At 73.6% G+C, this 21,977-nt stretch carries 16 protein-coding genes; 10 read left to right on the top strand and 6 right to left on the bottom strand.

The window, feature by feature from the left end; genetic code table 11:
• Positions 1 to 14: 14 nt before the first annotated feature.
• Together ACL02R_RS16320 and ACL02R_RS16315 are read left to right on the top strand one after the other, a co-directional pair.
• A complete protein-coding gene (locus tag ACL02R_RS16320) occupies positions 15 to 2,513 on the top strand; it encodes a glycoside hydrolase family 2 protein (RefSeq protein ID WP_412797635.1) in 2,499 nt (832 codons plus the stop codon).
• Between the two features lie 14 nt (positions 2,514 to 2,527).
• Positions 2,528 to 3,352 carry a LacI family DNA-binding transcriptional regulator gene (locus ACL02R_RS16315; RefSeq protein ID WP_412797634.1) on the top strand — a complete coding sequence of 275 codons (825 nt, stop codon included), beginning with the start codon at positions 2,528 to 2,530 and terminating at the stop codon, positions 3,350 to 3,352.
• 44 nt (positions 3,353 to 3,396) lie between these two features.
• Here the strand turns inward: ACL02R_RS16315 and ACL02R_RS16310 are convergent, their stop codons facing one another.
• Both ACL02R_RS16310 and ACL02R_RS16305 read right to left on the bottom strand, forming a co-directional pair.
• The gene (locus tag ACL02R_RS16310) at positions 3,397 to 4,503 is read right to left on the bottom strand and encodes an ATP-grasp domain-containing protein (protein ID WP_412797633.1); all 1,107 of its coding nucleotides are present in this window, start codon (positions 4,501 to 4,503) and stop codon (positions 3,397 to 3,399) included.
• A 199-nt stretch (positions 4,504 to 4,702) separates the two neighbouring features.
• Positions 4,703 to 6,160, bottom strand: a complete 1,458-nt coding sequence (locus tag ACL02R_RS16305; RefSeq protein ID WP_412797632.1) for an MFS transporter — start codon at positions 6,158 to 6,160, stop codon at positions 4,703 to 4,705.
• Between the two features lie 171 nt (positions 6,161 to 6,331).
• On the opposite strand from ACL02R_RS16305, the gene ACL02R_RS16300 reads away from it, so the two are divergent.
• Positions 6,332 to 6,700 (top strand): tetratricopeptide repeat protein, encoded by a 369-nt coding sequence (locus ACL02R_RS16300; RefSeq protein ID WP_412797631.1) that lies wholly within the window; start codon positions 6,332 to 6,334, stop codon positions 6,698 to 6,700.
• A 7-nt stretch (positions 6,701 to 6,707) separates the two neighbouring features.
• Complete coding sequence (locus ACL02R_RS16295; RefSeq protein ID WP_412797630.1) at positions 6,708 to 7,793, top strand: hypothetical protein; 1,086 nt, start codon at positions 6,708 to 6,710, stop codon at positions 7,791 to 7,793.
• 170 nt (positions 7,794 to 7,963) lie between these two features.
• On the opposite strand, the gene ACL02R_RS16290 is transcribed toward ACL02R_RS16295, so the two are convergent.
• The 3 genes from ACL02R_RS16290 to ACL02R_RS16280 all read right to left on the bottom strand — a co-directional run bounded on the left by ACL02R_RS16290 (position 7,964) and on the right by ACL02R_RS16280 (position 11,716).
• Complete coding sequence (locus tag ACL02R_RS16290; RefSeq protein WP_412797629.1) at positions 7,964 to 9,829, bottom strand: transketolase; 1,866 nt, start codon at positions 9,827 to 9,829, stop codon at positions 7,964 to 7,966.
• A gap of 157 nt (positions 9,830 to 9,986) precedes the next feature.
• Positions 9,987 to 11,177 carry a Vms1/Ankzf1 family peptidyl-tRNA hydrolase gene (locus ACL02R_RS16285; protein WP_412797628.1) on the bottom strand — a complete coding sequence of 397 codons (1,191 nt, stop codon included), beginning with the start codon at positions 11,175 to 11,177 and terminating at the stop codon, positions 9,987 to 9,989.
• Complete coding sequence (locus tag ACL02R_RS16280) at positions 11,174 to 11,716, bottom strand: type 1 glutamine amidotransferase domain-containing protein (protein ID WP_412797627.1); 543 nt, start codon at positions 11,714 to 11,716, stop codon at positions 11,174 to 11,176. The genes ACL02R_RS16285 and ACL02R_RS16280 overlap by 4 nt, the downstream gene beginning before the upstream one ends.
• A 197-nt stretch (positions 11,717 to 11,913) precedes the next feature.
• On the opposite strand from ACL02R_RS16280, the gene ligD reads away from it, so the two are divergent.
• On the top strand, positions 11,914 to 12,861 hold the full coding sequence (gene ligD / locus ACL02R_RS16275; protein ID WP_412797626.1) for a non-homologous end-joining DNA ligase: 948 nt from the start codon (positions 11,914 to 11,916) through the stop codon (positions 12,859 to 12,861).
• Between the two features lie 150 nt (positions 12,862 to 13,011).
• The gene (locus tag ACL02R_RS16270; protein ID WP_412797625.1) at positions 13,012 to 15,048 is read left to right on the top strand and encodes a Dyp-type peroxidase; all 2,037 of its coding nucleotides are present in this window, start codon (positions 13,012 to 13,014) and stop codon (positions 15,046 to 15,048) included.
• A 66-nt stretch (positions 15,049 to 15,114) separates the two neighbouring features.
• Here ACL02R_RS16270 and ACL02R_RS16265 read toward each other — a convergent pair whose 3' ends face one another.
• Positions 15,115 to 16,095: a TIGR03557 family F420-dependent LLM class oxidoreductase gene (locus tag ACL02R_RS16265; RefSeq protein ID WP_412797624.1), complete on the bottom strand. Its 981-nt coding sequence runs from the start codon at positions 16,093 to 16,095 to the stop codon at positions 15,115 to 15,117.
• Positions 16,096 to 16,770: 675 nt separating this feature from the next.
• Here ACL02R_RS16265 and ACL02R_RS16260 point away from each other — a divergent pair.
• From ACL02R_RS16260 to ACL02R_RS16245, 4 genes are all read left to right on the top strand, one after another.
• On the top strand, positions 16,771 to 17,772 hold the full coding sequence (locus tag ACL02R_RS16260) for a LacI family DNA-binding transcriptional regulator (protein ID WP_412797623.1): 1,002 nt from the start codon (positions 16,771 to 16,773) through the stop codon (positions 17,770 to 17,772).
• A gap of 188 nt (positions 17,773 to 17,960) precedes the next feature.
• Complete coding sequence (locus tag ACL02R_RS16255) at positions 17,961 to 19,649, top strand: ABC transporter substrate-binding protein (RefSeq protein WP_412797622.1); 1,689 nt, start codon at positions 17,961 to 17,963, stop codon at positions 19,647 to 19,649.
• A gap of 197 nt (positions 19,650 to 19,846) precedes the next feature.
• Positions 19,847 to 20,998 (top strand): ABC transporter ATP-binding protein, encoded by a 1,152-nt coding sequence (locus ACL02R_RS16250; protein ID WP_412797621.1) that lies wholly within the window; start codon positions 19,847 to 19,849, stop codon positions 20,996 to 20,998.
• Positions 20,995 to 21,975 carry an ABC transporter permease gene (locus tag ACL02R_RS16245; protein ID WP_412797620.1) on the top strand — a complete coding sequence of 327 codons (981 nt, stop codon included), beginning with the start codon at positions 20,995 to 20,997 and terminating at the stop codon, positions 21,973 to 21,975. The genes ACL02R_RS16250 and ACL02R_RS16245 overlap by 4 nt, the downstream gene beginning before the upstream one ends.
• Positions 21,976 to 21,977: the final 2 nt, after the last annotated feature.

Here is a 21,977-nt window from a genome sequence, read left to right as displayed (position 1 = left end):
TGGGAGTGTTCACGATGATCCGCCACGCCCTGCACGACGGTTGGCGCCTCACGGCGGTCGCCGGGCCGGTCCCCGACACCGTCGCGGGCCGCAGCCTGCCCGCCCAGGTCCCCGGCAGCGCCCACCTCGACCTGCTGTCCGCCGGTCTCATCCGCGACCCCTACCTCGACCGCGTCGAGGAGGAGCTGGTCTGGGCGCACCGCACCGACTGGCGGTACGACACCACCGTCGAGGCGCCCGCCGCGGCGCCGGACGAGCGGATCGACCTCGTCTTCGAGGGCCTCGACACCGTCGCCACCGTCGAGCTGGCCGGACGGGTGCTCGGCGAGACCGCGAACATGTTCCGCACCCACCGCTTCGACGTCCGCGACGTCCTGGACGGCACCCCGGCGCCCCTCGCCGTCACCTTCCGCTCCGCGCTCGTCCACGCCGAGGAGGTCGAGAAGCGCCTCGGCGAGCGCCCCCGCGCGTACGGCCACCCGTTCAACATGGTGCGCAAGATGGCGTGCAGCTTCGGCTGGGACTGGGGCCCCGACCTCCAGACCGCCGGGATCTGGAAGCCGGTCCGCCTGGAGCGCTGGCGCACCGCACGGCTCGCCGAGGTGCGGCCCCTGGTCACCGTCGCCGACGACGGCACGGGACGCGTCGAGGTCCACGTCCGCGTCGAGCGCTCCGGCCTGGAGGACGCGGCCGACCTCACGCTGACCGCCACCGTCGACGGCCGCCGCGCCGAGGCCACCGTCCCGGCCGGGTCCGACACCGCGACCGTCACCGTCGAGGTCCCCGGCGCCCGCCTGTGGTGGCCCGTCGGCTACGGCGAGCAGCCGCTCTACGGCCTGGAGGTCACCCTCGCCTCGGCCGCCGGGCGGCTCGACGGCGCCGAGCGGCGCGTCGGCTTCCGCACCGTCACCGTGGACACCACGCCGGACGAGACCGGCACCCCGTTCACCTTCGTCGTCAACGGCGTGCGGATCTTCGCCAAGGGCGCCAACTGGATCCCCGACGACCACTTCCTGACCCGCATCACCCGCGAACGCCTCGAACGCCGCGTGGACCAGGCCGTGGACGCCCACATGAACATGCTCCGCATCTGGGGCGGCGGCATCTACGAGACCGAGGACTTCTACGACGTCTGCGACGAGCGCGGCGTCCTCGTCTGGCAGGACTTCCTCCTCGCCTGCGCCGCCTACCCCGAGGAAGAGCCGCTGTGGGGCGAGTTCGAGGCCGAGGCGCGCGAGAACGTCGCCCGCCTCACCTCCCACGCCTCGCTCGCCCTGTGGAACGGCGGCAACGAGAACCTGTGGGGCTGGATCGACTGGAACTGGCAGGAGCCCCTCGACGGCCGCACCTGGGGCCGCCGCTACTACACCGAGCTGTTCCCCTCCATCGTCGCCGAGCTGGACCCGACCCGCGCCTACTCCGACGGCAGCCCCTACAGCCCCGGCTTCACCCCCGAGGACAAGCACCCCAACGACGAGGACCACGGCACCCGCCACGAGTGGGAGGTGTGGAACCGCGTCGACTACACCGCGTACCGCGACAACATCCCGCGCTTCTCCTCCGAGTTCGGCTTCCAGGGCCCCGCGACCTGGCGCACGCTCACCGACTGGGTGCACGACGAGCCGCTGACCCCCACCTCGCCCGGCTTCCTCCTCCACCAGAAGGCCGAGGACGGCAACGGCAAGCTCGACCGCGGCATGGCGCCGCACCTGCCCGCCCCCGCCACGTTCGCCGACTGGCACTGGGCCACCCAGCTCAACCAGGCGCGCGCCGTGCGCTTCGGCATCGAGCACTTCCGCTCCTGGTGGCCGCGCACCGCCGGCTCCCTCGTCTGGCAGCTCAACGACTGCTGGCCGGTGACCTCCTGGGCCGCCGTCGACGGCGAGGGCCGCCGCAAGCCGCTGTGGTACGGCCTGCGCCACGCGTACGCCCCCCGCCTGCTGACGGTCCAGCCGCGCGACGGCCGCCCCGCCCTCGTGGCGGTCAACGACACCGGCGAGCCGTGGCGCGGCCCCGTCACCGTGCGCCGCGTGACGTTCGGCGGCGACGTCCTCGCCACCGCCACGCTGCCCCTCGACGCGGCCGCCCGTTCGGCCGTCGTGCTGGAACTCGCCGACGCGCTGGTCACCCCGGCCGACGCGGCCGGGGAGGTGCTCGTGGCCACCACGGGACCCGAGGGCCCGGAGGAGACCGCCCGCGCGGTCCACCTCTTCGCCGAGGACCCCGACCTCGCGTACGACCCCGCCGCCCTGGACGCAGAGGCGACCGCCGTGCCCGGCGGCTACCGCGTGGACGTGCGGGCACGCTCGTTCGCCCGCGACGTCGCCCTGCTCGCCGACCGGGTCGCCCCCGACGCCGAGGCCGACGAGATGCTGGTGAGCCTGCTGCCGGGCGAGACGCACAGCTTCACCGTGCGCACCGCCGCCGAGGTCGATCCGGCGGAGTTCACCGGACCGCTCGTGCTGCGCAGCGTCAACTCGCTGGCGGCCTCCGGGGCGGACGGCATCGGGTGAGCCGGCCGGGAGCCGTGGGGCTCGTGCTCGCGCGCCCGGCGCGGCTGCTGGGCGTCGAGCCGTTCTTCATGGAGTTCATCGCGGGGATCGAGGAGACGCTCGCCGGGCGCGGGCTGTCCGTCCTCCTCCACGTGGTGCCCTCGCACGACGCGGAGATCGCCACGTACGGGCGCTGGGCCACGCACGGCCTGGTCGACGCGGTCGTGGTCGTCAACCTGGCGGAGGGCGACCGCAGGCCGGGCGTGCTGCGCGACCTGCGGCTGCCGTACCTGGTCGTCGGCACGTGGGCGGCCGATCCGGAGACCCCGGCGGTGCCGACGGACGACGTCGGGCCGGTCCGCGAGGCGTTCGGCCGCCTGACCGGCCTGGGCCACCGGCGGATCGCCCGCGTCACGGGCCCCGGCGCACTGCTGCACACGCGCGCCAGGACACGGGCGTACGTCGCGAGCTGCCGCGCGGCGGGGATCGAGCCGGTGCTGGTCGAGGGCGACTACTCGGCCGAGGCCGGCGCGGTGCTGACCGCGCAGCTGCTGAGCCGTCCCGGGCGGCCGACGGCCATCATGTACGACAACGACGTGATGGCCCTGGCCGGGCTCGGGCTCGCGAAGGACCTCGGCGTGTCCGTGCCCGACCAGCTGTCGCTGATCGCCTGGGACGACTCGGCGATGTGCCAGCTCGCGTCGCCCGCGCTGTCGGTGATGCGGGGTGACGTGCACGACTACGGCGTGTCGGTGGCCCTGTCGGTCCTCGAACTGATCGACGGGGTGCCCGTCACGCCGCGCTGGTCGCCCGCCGTGCGTTTCGTGCCGAGGGGGACGACCGCGCCGCCCCCGGCCTGAGCCGCGCGCCCCGGCCCCTGCGACAGGGGCCGGGGCGCGGTACGTCAGGCGGTGGCCGCCAGCTCGCCCGGGTGCGCGGTCCGCTGCCTGACCACGCCCGGCGTGACCTCCCGCACCTCGGTCGCCACCTCCGTCACGGCCACCCGGCCGCCGAGGCGCAGCCCCGACAGCGGCCCTGCGTCCCCCGTGCGCAGCAGCCGGACGGCGGCCCAGGGCAGGTTGACGCCGGTGAAGGCCGTCTGGAAGATCCCGGCGGACGGCCGTGGGTTCGCCTCAAGGAGCACCGGCCGTCCGTGCCAGTGGCGCAGCTGGACGTTGGACAGGTAGGCGAGCCCGAAGTGCCGGACGACGAGCCGGGCGATCCGCGCCGCCTCGGGGTCGTCGAGCAGCAGCCGGTAGCGGCCCTGTTTGGCGCGCGGCACCGCCGCCAGCAGCTCCCCGCCGGGCGCGGAGAGGCAGTCCACGCTCACCTCGGGGCCGTCCAGGTAGGGCATCACGATGAACCGGGGCACCTTCTCGCGCGCCTGCGCCGCCCGTTCCAGCGCCTCGGCGACCGCCCCGACCGACACCAGGGGCCTCGCCGGCTGGAGCAGGTCGCGCAGGCTCGGCGGCCCGTCGTCCAGGATGCGGAAGCCGAACGCGGAGTACTCGCCCGCCGGTTTGATGCAGACGGGCCCGCCCGCCGCGCGCAGCTCCGCCACCGCCGCCCGCAGCCCGTCCGCGTCCGACACGACCCGCCAGTCGGGCACCGGCACGCCGATGGCGCGGGCGGTCTCGTACGTGCGGCTCTTGCTGGTCAGCACCCTGATGGCGGCCGGTGACGATGTCATCAGCCGGGTCCCGGCCGCGGCGAAGTCGGCGGTGCGCGGCGCCAGGGCGTCCAGCCGCCGGGGCGGGATCAGCACGTCGATGCCGTGCCGCCGGCAGAAGTCGAGGGCGAAGTCGGCGTACTCCGCGTCGGAGACCCGGTGGGGCTCGACCTCCGCCACGTCGCACGCCGCCAGGGCGGGCGCGGCGGGATCGACGTTCGTCCCGTGGACGCGGACCGGGTGGGCGTCCGGATTGTCGCGCAGCATCCGGATCACCTGGGTGGTGGCTGCTCCCGCGCTGCTCAGCCATATGCGAAGTGTTATCGCGCACGCTCCCGTCATCAACCGAGGCCAACAGACCGGCAAGGGGTCCACGGCGTCGGGATCACGGGCCGGGGTACCGCCGGACGCCGTGGACCGGGGCGTCCGGGCCCCGCCACGGCCGCGGGCTCAGGCGGCCATGGCTCCTGTGATGATCATGGGAGCTGGAGCATAACTCCCGCGCGTGACACGCGTGTTTCACGGACGCGTACGCCCAGGCTCACGCGCCGGGGCGCTGCTGCGCGATCGGCACCGACTCCTCCGGCAGCGCCTCCGCCGCCCGTTCCGCCGTGCCCCTGGCCCAGCGGCCGGTGGTCAGCGCGCCCATCGCCAGGACCAGCAGCCCGCAGGCCGCGATGATCCACCAGCCCGCCGTCTGCGAACCGGCGCCGAGCGCCGTGCCCACCACCGCCACGCCGAGCGCCGACCCCATCTGCCGCCCCGTCGAGGCGATGCCCGCCGCCACGCCCGCCTGCGAGCGCGGCATGCCGGTCACCGCCGTGTTGGTCAGCGGCGCGTTGACCAGCCCGAAGCCGATGCCGAAGAGCGCGTACGCGGCGAACAGCAGCGGCAGCGACGTGTGCGGGTGCAGCCGGGTCAGCAGGACGCCGCTGGCCGTGATCGCCGTGCCGGCCAGCAGCAGCGGCACCCGCGGGCCGATGTGCCCCACCAGGTAGCCGGACAGCGGGGAGAAGAACAGCGTCACGGCCGCCATCGGCAGCAGGTGCAGGCCCGCGTCGAGCGCCGACAGGTGCCGGTCGTCCTGGAGGTAGATCGTGTTGAGGAAGAGGAAGCCGCCCAGGCCCGCGAACGCCGCGATCGCGATGCCGAACGCCCCGCTGAACGGTGCGCTCCGGAAGAAGCGCACCTCAAGCAGCGGCTGCGCGCGCCGGGGCTCGTACACCAGCAGCGCGACCAGCGCGGCCACCGCCAGCGCCACCGGCGCCACCAGCAGCGGCGACGTCCAGCCCTCCTTGCCGCCCTCGATGATCCCGAACGTCAGCCCGCCGAGCACCACGATCACCAGCAGCTGGCCCACCGGGTCGAGACGCCTGGGGCGCGGCGCCCGCGACTCCGGCACGAACCGCATCGTCAGGAACAGCGCCGCGAGCCCGATCGGCAGGTTGATCCAGAAGATCGCCCGCCAGCCGAACGACTGCACCAGCGCGCCGCCGACCACGGGCCCGACCGCCATCGAGATGCCGACGACACCGCCCCACACGCCGATCGCCCGCGCCAGCTCCTTCGGGTCGCGGAACGTGTTGGTGATGATCGACATCGCCACCGGGTTCAGCATCGACCCGCCCACGGCCTGCGCCGCGCGGAACGCGACCAGCCACCCCAGGCCCGGCGCCAGGGCGCACAGCACCGAGCCCGTCACGAAGACCACCAGGCCCGTCATGAACACCCGGCGCCGCCCCACCCGGTCCGCCGTCGAGCCGGACAGCATCAGGAACGACGCGATGACCACCGTGTAGATGTCCACCGTCCACTGGAGCCCCGAGATGTCCGCGTCCAGCTCGCGCCCCAGTGACGGCAGGGCGACGTTCAGCGCGGTCACGTCGAGGCTGACGATCAGCAGGCTCATGCAGCAGATCGCGAGGACGAGGATGCGGCGCCGCGGCGGCAGGCCGTCGGGCGACTGCGTACGGGGCGACGGGGCGTCGGACGTGGCCATGATCCCCCAGGCTAGCCGCGGCCCCCCGCCCCCGCCCGGCGGGCCGCCGCCGTGACCGGAGGTGCGGGAACGGGCCCGCAGGGGGAATAACCCCCCGGTCGGCAACGTTCCCCGGCTCGGAACCCCGGACACCCGCGGGGCCCGTCCGGCAGCGAGCGCAAGGAGACTCCCGTGCCCGAAGCCACTCCCGAGACCAACGTCATCGCCTACCGCGCGGCCGAGCACCTGCTCGACGCCCGCGACCCGCGCGGCGCCCTCAAGCTGCTCGACCCCGTCGTCAGCGCGCACCCCGAGAACACCGCCGCGCGTCTGCTGCGCGCCCGCGCCTTCTTCCTCGCGGCGCAGCTGCGCGCCGCCGAGCTGGAGTTCGGCCTGGTGCTTGAGCGCGAGCCCGACAACCCGTTCGCGCACTTCGCGCTCGCCCGCACGCTCCAGCGCGCCGGGCGCGGCGACGAGGCGCTGCGGCACTTCCGGCTGGCCGCCGCCCTCGACCCGAAGCCCGAGTACCTGGCCGCCGCCCACTTCGACCGGGCGGGCTGACGGCCCGGTGCTGGCCGGAGACGCCAGGGGCGCGGCGGCGGACTGGGTCGCGCGCCACGGGAGCCGGCTGCCCGGCTTCCGTGGCGCGTACCTGACCGGCTCGACGCTGTCGCTGCCGCCCGGCGCGGAGGTCCCGGTCGGCTCGGACACGGACGTGATGGTCGTCCTGGACGAGCTGCCCGAGGGCCACAAGCCGGGGAAGTTCCTGTACGGCGGCGCGCTCCTCGAAGTCTCCTACCTGCCGCACGCCCGCCTCGCCTCCCCGGCGGACGTGCTCGGCTCCTACCACCTGGCGGGCGCGTTCCGCGCGGATCTCGCGGTGGGGGACACCGTGCTCGCCGACCCCACGGGCGAGCTGGGACGGCTGCGGACGGAGGTGGGCCGCGCGTTCGCCGAGCCGCGCTGGGTGCGCCGCCGCTGGGCGGAGGCGCGCGGCAACGTCGCCCGCGCCCTGACCGGCTTCGACCCCACCGCCGCGCCCTGGCCGCAGACCGTGCTGGCGTGGCTGTTCCCCACGGGCGTCACCACGCACGTCGTCCTCGTCGCCGGTCTGCGCAACCCGACCGTACGGCTGCGCTACCTCGCCGCCCGCGAACTGCTCACCGCCCATGGGCTCGGCGACGCGTACGAGGAACTGCTCACGCTGCTCGGCTGTCAGGACCTCACGGCGCGGCGCGCGGAGGAGCACCTGCACGCCCTCGCGCGCACCTTCGACGCGACGGCCGCCGTCGCCCGCACCCCGTTCTTCTTCAGCTCGGACCTGACGCCCGCCGCCAGGCCCATCGCCGTGGACGGCAGCCTGCGGCTGATCCGGCAGGGGCGGCACCGCGAGGTGATGTTCTGGATCGCCGCGACGTTCGCGCGCTGCCACACGGCGCTGGACGCCGACGCGCCCGCCGCGCTGCGCCGCGAGCTGGAGCCCGCCTTCCACGCCGCGCTGGCCGACCTGGGCATCACCTCGGCCGCCGACCTCACGGCACGCGCCCGCACGGTGCTCGCCGCACTCCCGGCCGTCGAACAGACCGCGGAACGCGTCCTGGCCGCCACCCTCGCCCACAGCGGCGGACGGGCCGGCGGCCAGGCCGTGTCCTAAGCCGTCGTTCGGGTCGTGCCTGGCGCGCGCCGCCGGTCACCGCACTTCGCCGCGGTGCCGCGTCGCCCGGGTACGCCCGGTACGGGTGGCGATCCGGTGCCTCGCGACGCACGGCGTCCGACGACGCGGACCGATCCGCCACGATCCGCACGACACGACCTGGACCGGCGTCAGACGGTGCCGTGGCCCGCCGCCTGGCGGCGGACCGCCGTGGCGATGGCCGAGGCGTCGATGCCCGCCGCCTCCAGCTGCTCCGCCTCCGTCGCCGAGCCCGGCATGGAGCTGACGGCGAGCCGCAGCAGCCGCGGCACGGGACGCCCGTCGCCGAACGCCTCGAACACCGCGTCGCCGATCCCGCCCTCGGGGTGGTGGTCCTCCACCGTCAGCAGGCAGCCCGTCACGTCGGCCGCCTCGCGCAGCGTCGCGACGTCCACCGGCTTCACCGAGTACAGGTCGATCACGCGCACGCGGATGCCCTCGCCGGCCAGCTCGTCGGCCGCCTTCAGCGCCTCGTGCACGGTCACCCCCGCGGCCACGACCGTCACCACGTCGTCGGACGACGCCCGCAGCAGCTTGCTGCCGCCCACGGGGAACTCCTCGTCCGGCCCGTAGATCACCGGCATCTTGCCCCGCGACGTCCGCAGGTAGCTGATGCCGTCCAGATCGGCCATGGCGGCCGTCAGGTGGCCCGTCTGGTGCGCGTCGCACGGGTACAGCACGGTGCTGCCGTGGATCGAGCGGAACATGGCGAGGTCCTCAAGCGCCATCTGCGACGGCCCGTCCTCGCCGATCGCCACACCCGCGTGCGACCCGGCCACGCTGAGCTTCGCCCTGCTGACCGACGCCATCCGCAGGAAGTCGTGCGCGCGCGTCAGGAACGCGGCGAACGTCGAGACGTACGGCGTCCAGCCCCGCACCTGCATGCCCACCGCCGTCGCGACCATCTCCTGCTCGGCGATGTAGCACTCGAAGAAGCGGTCGGGGAACTTCTCGGCGAACACGCCGGAGCGCGTCGAGTCCGCGACCTCCCCGTCCAGCGCCACCACGTCCTCGCGCACCTCGCCCACGGCCGTCAGCGCGTCGCCGTACGCGTTGCGCGTCGCGACGGGCTCGCCCATCCCGTAGCGCGGCATGCGCGTGTGGACGCCCTGCGCGCGGCGCGGCGCCGTGGCGGCGGGCGGCCGCTCGACGTCCACCCGCAGATCCCTGATGCCGCCCAGCTCGGCGATGGCCTCGGTCTCGTCGGGCACCGGCTTCCCGTGCTTGCCCTCCTGGTCCTCCACGGCCTTCACGCCGCGGCCCTTCCGCGTACGCGCCAGGATGACGGTCGGCCGGTCCTCCTCGCCCGCGGCCTCGGCGTAGGCGGCGTCGACGGCGGCGATGTCGTGCCCGTCCACCTCGATCGTGTGCCAGCCGAACGCCTGGGCGCGGCGGGCGTACGCGTCGAGGTCCCACTCGTGGCGGGTCGGGCCGCGCTGGCCGAGGCGGTTCACGTCCACGACCACCGTGAGATTGCCCAGCTTCTCGTACCCGGCGTGCTCGAACGCCTCCCAGACGGAGCCCTCAGCCATCTCGCTGTCGCCGCACAGCACCCACACCCGGTAGGGCATCCTGTCCAGCCTGCGGCCGGTCAGCGCCACGCCGACGCCGATCGGCAGGCCCTGCCCCAGGGAGCCGGTCGCCACGTCCACCCAGGGCAGGCGCGGCGTCGGGTGCCCTTCGAGGCGGCTGCCGAGCGTGCGGAACGTCATCAGCTCCTCGTCGGTCACCACGCCCGCCGCCTTGTACATGGCGTACAGCAGCGGCGACGCGTGCCCTTTGGAAAAGATCAGATGGTCGTTCCCCGGGTGGTCGGGCCAGTCGAAGTCGTAGCGGAAGTACCGCGCCAGCAGCACGGACATCAGGTCCGCGGCGGACATCGACGACGTCGCGTGGCCCGAGTGGGCGCCCGACGTGGCGCGCACCGAGTCCACCCGCAGCTGCTGCGCCAGATCTGCCAGGAACTGGTCCGTGGTCGTGTCCATGGTCGCGGTCATGTCCGAGCCTCCCTGCATCCCGGCCGGGGCCGGGGTCCGATTCCGAGCGCGGGTACCCGCACGGTCCCGCGCGTAACGCCGTGGACGGCGGCGCGCCGGCGGGCGGCGGCCGGTTCCGGCCACCCGTCCCGCCGGGCCGCGGCGCCCGCGCCGGTGCTCACGGCACCGCGCGGTGGCCACCGCCGGGCACGCCGTCCTGGTACGGCCAGCGCAGCAGGCCGCCGAGCCCGCCCGACGGGTACTCCATCGAGCCGAGCGGCGGGCCGAGCGCCTCGTCCCGCGCGTCCGCCTCGGCGGGCAGCGGCACCACGTCGGCGCCGGTCGCCGCCGCCGAGCGCAGCAGCGCGTCGTCCGCCCGCACCGCCCACGGGTCGTACACGCCCAGGGCCTCGGCGTCCGTGCGCCGCACCGCGATCTGGTCGGGGTCGCGGCCGACCCAGACGTCGCGGTGCAGGTCGGGGCCGCCGACACGCATCAGCAGTGTGTCCAGCCGGTGCTCGCGCGCCGCGTCGACCAGCGAGGGCACGCCCTCCGCCGAGTCGCCGTACGACGGCATGCGCCCGGCCTGGAAGCGGTCCAGCGTCTCCGCCGCCCGCTGCCGCGCGATGTCCACGCGCGCCGCGTCGATCTGTGCGTCCAGCAGCGTGTTGTCCGCGCCCGGGGCACGGCCGCCGGACTCCGCCTCGTACGCGATCTGCCGCAGCGGCTCGGGCAGTTGCTCCCACACCGAGCGCCGCTCGCGCTCGTCACCCGCGATGACGATCATCTCCGCGCCGGTCCGCGCGGCCTCCGACGCCAGCACGTCGGCGGTCTCCCGGGCGTTCTCCTCCCAGGTGTTCTCGACGGCCAGCTGGAAGTGCCGCTCGCCCCAGTCGTCGCGCGCGGTGCGGTGGATCGGCCACTGGCGGCCGGAGACGTGCCCCGCGTCCGCCGGGTGCCGCCGCATGCCGCGCAGCTCGAAGTCGGCGCCCCTGCGGTCGACGAACGCGACCAGGCAGCGCGGTTCCGGGCCACCGTGGTCGAGCAGCGGGCCGAGCCTGGCCAGCGGCGCCCAGTCCGTCAGCGGCGGCGAGAGCGGCGGGTCCGTCAGCGGGACCGACAGCACGGTCTCGCCGTCCGTGGCGAACACGGCGTGGCCCAGGTGCTCGCGGTCGAGGCCGTCCACGGTCGCGCGGACGGCGCGGCGGGTCGCCTCGTCGGCGCCCTGCTCGCCGAGCCGGTCGTAGGCGTCGCGCGCCTGCAACTCGCCGATCCGCACCGCGTTCTCCGAGGTCCGCGAGGTGTCCACGTACACGGACGCCCACGGCCCCGGCCTGCTCAGGAGGGGTTCGAGGATGTCGAGCTTCATGCGATCGCCTTCCCGAACTCGTTCAGCATCGCCTCGTCGAAGGCGGGCAGGTCGTCCGGCCTGCGGCTGGTGACCAGCGTGTTCGGCCCGCTCGTGCAGACGACCACGCGTTCGTCCACCCAGTTCGCCCCGGCGTTGCGCAGGTCGGTGCGCAGGCTGGGCCACGAGGTCATGGTGCGGTCGCGCACCACGTCCGCCTCGATCAGGGTCCACGGCGCGTGGCAGATCGCCGCGACCGGCTTGCCCGCGTCGAAGAAGCCCTTCGCGAAGGCGACGGCGCGCTCGTCGAGCCGCAGCGCGTCGGGGTTGGCCACGCCGCCGGGCAGGACGAGGGCGTCGTAGTCCTTCGCCGTCACCTGGTCGACGGTCCGGTCCACGGGGAACGTGTCGCCGTGGTCCAGGTGCTTGAACGCCTGGATGTGGCCCGGCTTCGTGGAGACCAGCTGCGGGGTCTCGCCCGTCTCGGTCAGCGCCCGCCAGGGCTCGGTCAGCTCGACCTGTTCGACGCCTTCCGGCGCCACCAGGAACGCGATGCGCATGGGATGCCTGCCTTTCCTCCGGCGTTGTCGCCTTCTCGTCCGGGGTTGTCCGGTGTGTCGCGGGGGCAGACCGGGAATGTCCGACTGCTCCACCGCGCTCCCGGGGCGGGTAACCGACGTCCGCGCCGCCAAAACCCGCCGTCGCCGGCCGCCCGGCGCCGCCGTTTGCGCCACGGCACGCGGGGAACCCGGGGGCGGTGAGCGCACGCAAGCGGCAGGAGGTCCGGGTCGGCGGGCGGCAGGTGCCCCTGTCCCACCCGGACAAGGAGATGTTCCCCGAGGACGGCATCACCAAGGCGGAACTGTTCGACTACTACCGCGCGGTGGCCCGGCCGATGCTCACGTACGTGCGTGACCGGCCCGTCTCCATGGAGCGGTACCCGGACGGCTACGCGGGCAGGTCGTTCTTCCACAAGGACATCCCCGCCCACTTCCCCGACTGGGTGCACCGGCAGGAGGTCCCCAAGGAGGGCGGCAGCCTCACCATGGCCGTCTGCGACGACGCGCCGACCCTCGCGTACCTGGCGGACCAGGCGTGCATCACGCCGCACGTCTGGCTCAGCAGGACCGGCGGCCTCGACTGCCCCGACCGGCTGGTGTTCGACCTCGACCCGCCCTCCGAGGGCGAGGGCGGCGACGGGCCACGCGCCGACTTCGGCACGGTCCGCTGGGCGGCCAAGGAACTGCGCGGCCTGCTGACCGACCTCGGCCTGCGGCCCGTCGTCATGACCACAGGCTCGCGCGGCCTGCACGTCCTCGTCCCGCTGGACGGGCGTAGCGACTTCGACACGGTCCGCGGCTTCGCCCGCGACGTCGCCGGCATCCTCGCCGCCCGCCACCCCGACCGGCTGACCACCGAGGCGCGCAAGAACCGCCGGGCGGGCCGCCTCTACCTCGACACCCAGCGGAACGGCTACGCGCAGACGGCCGTCGCGCCGTACGCCGTGCGCGCCAGGCCGCACGCGCCGGTCGCCACCCCGCTGAGCTGGGACGAGGTGGACGACCCCGGGCTCGGGCCGCGCGACTGGACGCTGCGGACCCTGCCGGACCGGCTCGCCGGGCGCGGCGACCCCTGGACCGGCCTGCACCGCGCGCGCCGCTCCCTGCACCCGGCGCAGCGCCGGCTCGCGGCCCTGACGTCCTGACCGGTCCGCCCACGCGCCCGGTTCGCTCGAACGAGTGGATTGACCGCCCGACCGCACACAGCGTGACCAGCGGATGGATACGTTCGGGCAGGCGGCCGGCCCGCACCGGCGCGGCCGCATCGGGGATCTGAAGCACAACGGGGGAGTTCCATGGGGTTCACATCCGCCACGCCCGCGTCCGGACAGGCGGGCACCGTCACGAAGCCGGACGACGCCACATCCGCCGCCGCCGTCACCACCGCCGCCCCTTCCACAGCGGCACCCGCGCCCGCGCCGACCGTGCCCGCGCACCCCGACGTCACGCTCGCGCCGTCGCACGTACCGGAACAGGCCGGCGAGCCGGCCCCCCGGCCCGACCTGCCGCTGCGCCGCAGCACCGAGATCCAGGGCGACGTGCTCGCCGGGTTCAAGAAGGACCACGTCCAGCTGCTGTTCCTGACCTTCGGCAGCGGCGAGCGCGCCCGCCGCTGGCTGGGGCGCCTCCGGCACCGCGTCGCCACGACACGCGACGTCGCGGCGTTCAACGCGGTCTTCAGCCGGGCCCGGCGCAACTCGGGCGGCGACGACCCGCGCAACCTCAACGCCGTCTGGCGCTCCGTCAGCTTCACGCACCCGGGGCTCGTCACCCTCGTCGGCGGCGCCCCGTACGCGGACGTCCCGAAGGGCAGCACGCAGGAGGCGTTCGTCCAGGGCATGGCCGCCCGCGCCGCGTCGCTCGGCGACACCGGGGCGAACGACCCGTCGGGCTGGCTCTTCGGCGCGGGCCACACCCTGCCCGTCCACGCGGTGCTGACCGTGGCCGCCGACCGGGTCGAGGACCTGCACGCGGCGCTGGCCCGCGAACGCCAGGAGGCCGCGACGCACCGGGTGACCGTGTCGTTCGAACAGTACGGCGCGACGCTCACCGGTGCCCGGCGCGGCAAGGAGCACTTCGGCTTCAAGGACGGCATCAGCCAGCCCGCCGTGGACGGCTTCGACGAGCGCGACCCGGACGACCCGCAGCACCAGCGCGGCAAGCCGGGCACCCGTGTGCTGCCCGCGGGCGAGATCGTGCACGGGCACCCGGCCGACCACCGGCTCGGTCCCTACCTGCCCGACTGGATGGCCGACGGATCGTTCCAGGTGGTGCGCCGCCTCGCCCAGGACGTGCCGGGCTGGTGGGCGCAGGTCGCGGACCAGCTACGGGTGCTGAAGGAGGCGGGCGCGGTCCCGGAGGACGCCGGCTCGGAGTGGCTGGCGGCGCGCCTCTTCGGGCGCTGGCGCTCCGGCGCGCCGGTCGCCAAGTACCGCGACGCCGACCCGGCGTCCGTCCTCGCCGACGACGGGGACAACGACGTGACGTTCGCCGACGACTTCGAGGGCCGCGTCACCCCGCTGTGTTCGCACATGCGCAAGTGCAACCCCCGGGACGGGCTCAAGGTGAACGCCGACGACGACGCGGCGCTGGAGCAGAAGGGGGCGCTCGACGGGCGGCGCATCATGCGGCGCGGCATCCCGTTCGGCCTGCCCTTCGACCCGGCCGCGGGCGGCGGGAACGGCCCCGACGCCCCGCGCGGGCTCGTCTTCGTGTCCTACCAGGCCGATCTCGTCGCGCAGTTCGAGTTCGTCCAGCGCACCTGGATCGACGGCCACGACTTCCCCAGCAGGGAGCCTTCGGTGGGCCGGGACGCGGTGCTGGGGCGCGACGGCACCGTCTCGTTCCCCGCGGGCGGCCGGGACGGCGACGGGGCGGCGGAACTGAGCCTGCGCCAGTTCGTCCGCACCGAGGGCGGGGTGTACGCGTTCACGCCCTCGCTCACCGCCCTGAAGCTGCTGGCCGAGGGGGCGGTCCCGCCGGGCGGCGGCCCGCCGCGGGACCGGGTGGTGACCGCGCCCGCGATCATCGCGCGCGGCGAGGTCGTCAGCTCGGGCACGGCGCGGCTGCGGTACGAGGCCGACAACAACCTCGTCGTCCGCGACGAGAACGAGAACCGCCTCTGGGACGCGGGGATGGCGGGGAGCACGGGGGTGCGCGGCGAGCTGCGCGAGGACGGGTCACTGGTGCTCGTGGACGTGGCGGGCGCGGTCCTGTGGAGCACCGGCACGGGCGGCAACCCCGGCGCCGCGCTGGTGGTGCGGGCGGACGGCGACGTGGTCGTCCGCGCGGCGGACGGCCGCGTCCTGTGGCGGACCGGCACCGCCCACTGAGCGCGCCCGGCGCGGGCGGGGCGGGGTACCGGCGTACCCCGCCCCGCCCGTCCGTGCCGACCCGGGTCAGACCTTCGCCGCACGCGGGCTGAGGTCGCGCAGGCGGCCCGCCAGCTCGTCGCGGAAGAACTCGATGAACCCGTCGGGGTCGGGGCCCGCGTTCATCAGGACCAGCCGGTCGAAGCCCGCGTCCGCGAACTTCCGCGCCATCGCGACATGGTGGTCCGGGTCGCCGCCGCACGCGAACTGCTTCAGCATGTCCTCCTCGCGCACCGTGGTGGTGGCGGCCTCGAAGTTCACGGGGTTGGGCAGTTCGCTCATCACCTTCCAGCCGGTGACGCCCCAGCGGTTGGTCTCCAGCGCGGCGCGCGCGGCGGTGCGTTCGTCCTGCGCCCAGGCCAGCGGCACCTCGGCGTAGCGCGGCAGGTCACCGCCCGACCGCCGGTAGGTGTCGACCAGCTCGGGGCGCGGCTCGGTGGCGAAGAGGCCGCAGCCCGTCTCGGCGGCGAGCGTGGCCGCCTCGTGCCCGCCCGCGGCCAGCGCGATCAGCGGCGGTTCGTCCGGCAGGTCGAAGACCCGGGCGTCCGCCAGGCGCAGGTGCTTGCCCTCGTAGCTGCGGTAACCGCCGCGCCACAGCAGCGTGATGATCTCCACCGCCTCGCGCAGCCTCTCGTGCCGCTCGGGCACGGACTCGGGGAAGCCGGGGCCCACGACGTGCTCGTTCAGCCGCTCGCCCGCGCCGAGGCCCAGGGTGAACCGGCCGCCGGAGAGCAGGGCGAGGGTGGCGGCGGCCTGGGCGATGACCGCCGGGTGGTAGCGGACGGTCGGGCAGGTCACGCCGGTCGCGAGACCGATCCGGTCGGTCTTCGCCGCGATGGCGCCGAACACCGTCCAGGTGAAGGGCGAGTGGCCCTGGTTGTCGAGCCACGGGTGGAAGTGGTCGCTCATCTCGACGAAGTCGAAGCCCGCCCGTTCGGCGAGCACCGCCTGCCGCACGAGCTCGTCAGGACCGAACGCCTCGGACGCGAGTTTGTAACCGATCTGCATCTGCGCTCCTCAATCCGGCTCTCATGGGCTGCCCGGCTCTCATGGGCTGCCCGGCTCTCCTGGGGGCTGCCCGGCCCCCGCCGGGGTGCGCCGTACCGGGCACGCTGCCAGGCGCGGCGGGGGTCTCCCCGGGCGACAGGCCGTCCGGCCGGCCGGGTCCGCCGGATGGCGGACCCGGCTGCCCCGGCGGGACGGCGCGCCCGCATGCGGGTACCGCGCGCGGCGGCGCGGCATGCGTGGTTCCGCGCCGCCGCGCGGGGCGCTCACAGCACGTGACCGTACGGGCGGGAGCGGTGAGGGGAGGGGGGCGGGCGGCGGCCTGGTCCGTACCGTTACCGAATCGAGGCCTGTTGCCCCGTGGGCACGCTGCGCAAACCTGCATACCGTCTCCCACCAGCGGCAACAGGGGTGTCACGCAAGGGAGCGTGGAACGAGATGTCATCGTGACCATGAAACAGCGGTGCTGGTCAGTCCGGGTGCAACGTTTTCCGCGTTCAAGCTTTGAAAGCTTGTGCGCGCCTGAGTGGCCCTCGAAAGATTGACCCGCCATCTCTTGACGGGTTTCGGGCGAGCCGGTTAACTCCCACGCAACATCGCCGGAACCGGTTCCGGAACCGGTGTCGGCGCTGCCGCCGAGTCGGACGGCAGCCCTCATGTGCCCGAGGAGCCCAGTCCATGCGTGTCACCATCGCCGACGTCGCGCGTACCGCGGCGGTCAGCAAGACCACCGTCTCGCGCGTGCTCAACGGCAAGGGCGAGGTGGACTCGGAGACCGCTGACCGCGTCAGGGCCGTCATCGCGGAACTGGGGTACGTCCCCAGCTCGCGCGCCGTCGGCCTCGCCCGGGGCAGCAGCCGCACGCTGGCGATGCTCGTACCGTCCCTGACCTGGCCCTGGGTCGGCGAGATGGTCCAGGGCGTGGCCGACACGGTGGAGGCCGCCGGCTACGGCCTCCTCCTCTTCACCTGCAACCGCGGTGAGGTGTCCATGGCGCAGTTCACCAGCCAGGTGTCCGCCCGCGCCTTCGACGGGGTGCTGGTCATCGAGCCGGAGAACACGCTCCGCATGATCGCCGCGCTCCACCACCAGGGCCTGCCGCTCGTCATGATCGACGACCGGGGGCAGCGCCCCGAGTTCCCCTCGGTCGCCACCACCAACGCCGAGGGCGCCGCCGCGGCGGCGCACCACCTGCTCGCCTCCGGGCGCCGCGCCCCGCTCACCCTTACGGGGCCCCGGCACTTCGGCTGCGTGCAGGACCGGCTCACAGGCTTCGGACGGGTGCTGCGCGAGAACGGCGTGGCCCTGACCGAGAAGTACGTCCTCCCCGGCGACTTCACCGTCCGCAGCGGACAGACCCAGATCGAACGCGCGCTGGCCGACGGACTGCACTTCGACTCCGTCTTCGCGCACAACGACCTCAGCGCCACCGGCGCCCTGCACGCCCTGCGGGGAGCCGGTCGCCGGGTCCCGGACGACGTGGCCGTGATCGGATTCGACGACATCCCGATCGCGGCCTACACCGAACCGCCCCTCACCACCGTCCGCCAGCCCATGCGGGCGATGGGGGAGACGGCGGCCCGGCGCATGCTCGACCACCTCGGCGGAGTGATCCCGCTGGACACCGAACCGGTCGTGCTGCCCACCGAATTCGTCGTCCGGTCGTCCGCGCCGGGCTGACGGTCCCTCCACGCACCACCCCGTACCACCAGCACCACCCCGCACCACCGCACCCCCACAGCGCCGCCGGGCGGCGCGCCACCGCAGGACCGCGTATTACGCACGCGGCGCCGGTCCCAGCGCCATCGGGACAGTGCACACGACACGGCGCCGAGAGAACAGCATTGCCCTACGGGAGGTTCCAGAACATGAGAGTCCGTACGCGTTCACGCAGAACGCTCACCACCGCGACGAGCGTCCTCATCGCGCTCGGGGTCATCGCCGGCTGTGGCGGTGGCGGCAGCGAAGGGGCGTCGGGCCCCGGCGGCGGTGGCGGCACCGGTGTGCTGAACGTCGGCATGCCGAACGGCCCGCAGACCAACAACAGCAACCCCTTCCTCGACACCTCCGCCGGCGCCTCCCTCGGCTACCGCGCGATGATCTACGAACCCCTCGCCATGACCAACCCGGTCCGCCCCGACCAGGACCCGGACCCGTGGCTCGCCGAGTCGTGGGAGTTCAGCGAGGACTTCACCCAGGTCACCATCACCGCGCGTGAGGGCGTGACCTGGGCGGACGGTGAGGACTTCACCGCCGAGGACATCGCGTTCACCTTCGACCTGCTGATGAACACGGACGCGCTGAACACCGCGGGCCTGCCCTTCTCGGACGTCGCGGTCGACGGCAACACCGTCACCGTCACCTTCGAGTCGTCGCAGTTCGTCAACCAGACGCGCATCCTCGACACCTACATCGTGCCCGAGCACATATGGTCCGAGGTCGAGGCCCCGGAGATGTACGAGGACCAGGAGCCGGTCGGCACCGGCCCCTACTCCATCGACACCTTCACCCCGCAGACGGTCACGCTGGTCCGCCGCGACAGCTACTGGCAGGACCTGCCCGAGGTCGAGGAGCTGCGCTACACGTCGTACAACGACAACAACGCGCAGACCACCGCGCTCGCCAACGGCGACAGCGAATGGTCCTACGTCTTCATGCCCGACTACGAGAGCGTCTTCGTCGAGCGTGACCCGGAGAACCACAAGCTGTGGTTCCCGACCGGCCTCGGCATCCACGGTCTGTGGATCAACAACGAGCGCGCCCCGTTCGACGACCCGGCGCTGCGCCGCGCCATGTCCATGGTCATCAACCGGTCGGACATCAGCTCGGTGGCCCACGCCGGTCTGTACCCGCTGCTGGAGAACCCGACCGGTCTGCCGCTGCCCGCCGGCGAGTCGTTCGTCGCCCCCGAGTTCCAGGGCCAGGTCGCGGAGCCGGACGTCGAAGGCGCCCGCGCGGTGCTGGAGGAGGCCGGTTACGAGCTGGACGGCGACACCCTGCGCACCCCCGAGGGCGACCCGGTCACGCTGACCCTGACCGACCCGGCCGGCTGGTCCGACTACCTGACCGCGCTGTCGATCATCCGCGACAACCTCGCCGAGATCGGCATCGAGGCCAGCGTCGAGACGCAGACCGTCGACGCGTGGACCGACGCGGTCAACGCCGGTGGCTTCGACGCCACGCTGCACTGGACCAACACCGGCGCCACGCCGTACGACATGTACGCCAACATCATGGACGGCGACCTGTACAAGCCGATCGGCGAGGCGTCCCCCGGCGGCAACTTCGGCCGCTTCCAGAACGACGAGGCGACCGCCGCGCTCGCCGAGTACCGCGAGGCGACCGACGACAACGCCCGCAACGAGGCGCTGTACGAGCTCCAGCGCATCCTCGTCGACCAGGTGCCGATGATCCCGACCGTCGCCGGTCCCATCGGCGCCGAGTACAGCACCAGGAACTGGACCGGCTGGCCGACGGAGGAGGACCCGTACGCCCCGCCGCAGCCCACCCAGCGCGGTGCCCTGGAGGTCGTCCTGAACCTTGAAGCAGCCAACTGACGGAACGTTTCCCCCAGAACGGATCGTCGGCCACCTGTGATTCAGGCTCCCCGATGACGAGGACCGCCTGACAAGGCCCGAGTGACAAGGACCCCGCCGGGTCCGCCCAGACCGCCCGCCCCCGCCGCACCCGGACCGCGCCAGCACCGCGGCGGGGGCGGGCGCCCTCTCGCCCTCGTACGACAGGACACCAAGTCATGCCCGAAACTCCCGAACCACCTACGGTCGAAGTGCCGCTGACGGACCGTGAAGTCGTGCTGGAGGCCAGGGACCTCAGCAAGCACTTCGCAGTCCGCCGCACGCTGCGCAACCTCGCCGACCGCGACCGGCCGGTCGTCCACGCCGTCGACGCCGTCAACATCACGTTGCGCCGCGGCACCGTCACCGCGGTCGTCGGCGAGTCCGGCTCAGGCAAGTCCACCATCGCGCGGCTCCTCGCCCAGCTCTACCCCGCCACCGGCGGGCAACTCCTGCTGTCGGGCAAGCCGGTACGCGCCGCGCGCGGGCGCGCGTTCCGCGCCTACTGCCGCCAGGTCCAGATGATCTTCCAGGACCCCTTCGGCTCGCTGAACCCGACGCACACCATCCGGTACCACCTCACCCGCGCCCTGCGCATCCACAAGCGCGCCGGGAAGACCTCCGCCGACCTCGACAAGGCGCTCAAGGAACTCCTCGGCCGCGTCCACCTGACGCCGCCCGAGCGCTACATCGACTCGTTCCCGCACGAGCTGTCCGGCGGACAGCGCCAGCGCGTCGCCATCGCCCGCGCCATGGCCGCCGACCCGCAGGTCCTGCTCGCCGACGAGCCGGTCTCCATGCTGGACGTCTCCATACGCCTCGGCATCCTGAACCTGCTGCGCGACCTGAAGGAACGCCTCAACCTGGCGATCCTCTACATCACCCACGACATCGCGTCCGCCCGGTACTTCGCCGACGAGACCCTGGTGATGTACGCGGGCCGCATGGTCGAGGGCGGCGACAGCGAGACCGTCACCCAGCGCCCCGCGCACCCGTACACGCAGCTCCTCATCGGCTCGGCGCCCGACCCGGACCGCATCGCCGTCACCCCCGGTGCCCCGGCGGGCGCGCCCACCGCCGCCGCCGACGCGGTGAGCGAGGCCGTCGTCGCCTCCGAGGACGACGACAAGGCGGGCGAGCCGCCGAGCCTCATCAGGCCGCCGGCCGGCTGCCGGTTCCACCCGCGCTGCCCGAAGGCCATGGAACGGTGCCGCACCGAGCTGCCGCCGCGCTTCGACCTGCCCGGCGGCCAGTGGGCCGCCTGCTGGCTGTACGCCGACGACCTCGACAAGGCCGACGCCCGCCCGGTGGACAAGGGGGCCACGGCGTGAGGTACTTCGTCCAGCGCGTGCTCTTCTACGCCGCCACGGCGTGGGCCGCCATCACGATCAACTTCTTCATCCCCCGGCTCATGCCCGGCGACCCGGTCCAGTCCCTGATCAACCGGTACCAGGGTCAGCTCAGCACCGAGGCCATCGACTCGCTGCGGGTCCTCTTCGGCCTCGACAACGACACGTCGCTGTGGCAGCAGTACATGGACTACTGGGGCAACCTGTTCAACGGCGACCTCGGCACGTCGTTCACCTACTTCCCGACCGGCGTCTCCGACATCATCAGCCAGTCCATGCCCTGGACGCTGACGCTGATGGGCATCACCACCGTCCTCAGCTTCGTCCTCGGCACCGGCATCGGCATCCTCGCCGGCTGGCGCCGCGGCTCCTGGCTCGACTCGATCCTGCCGATCACCACCTTCTTCGCCGCGATCCCCTACTTCTGGCTCGGGCTGATCGCCATCGCGGTGTTCGCGGTGCAGTGGCAGTGGTTCCCCGCGTCCGGCGGCTACAGCAACGAGTTCGTGCCCGGCTGGGACTTCGACTTCATCGGCAGCGCCCTCTACCACGGCGTGCTGCCCGGTGTCACGATCATCATCAGCTCGATCGCGGGCTGGATCCTCGGCATGCGCAACATGATGGTCTCCGTGACCGCGGAGGACTACGTGCTGGTCGCGCAGGCCAAGGGCCTGTCGGAGCGCCGCGTGATGTTCTCCTACGCCGCGCGCAACGCCATCCTCCCGAACATCTCCAACTTCGCGCTGTCCCTCGGGTTCATCGTCGGCGGCACCCTGCTCGTCGAGATGGTCTTCTCCTACCCGGGCATCGGCTACATCCTCTACCAGGGCGTCAGCGCGAAGGACTACCCGCTGATGCAGGGCGTCTTCCTGTTCATCACCCTGGCGGTGCTCGCCGCGAACCTGGTGGCCGACATCGTCTATCTGCTGCTCGACCCACGCACCCGGCGGGAGGGGTAACG

The organism is Streptomyces sp. MS19, from assembly GCF_047200595.1.
GTDB lineage: Bacteria > Actinomycetota > Actinomycetes > Streptomycetales > Streptomycetaceae > Streptomyces.
The sequence above is the reverse complement of the archived record's forward strand: the minus strand, read 5'-3'. Positions and strand labels throughout refer to the sequence as shown.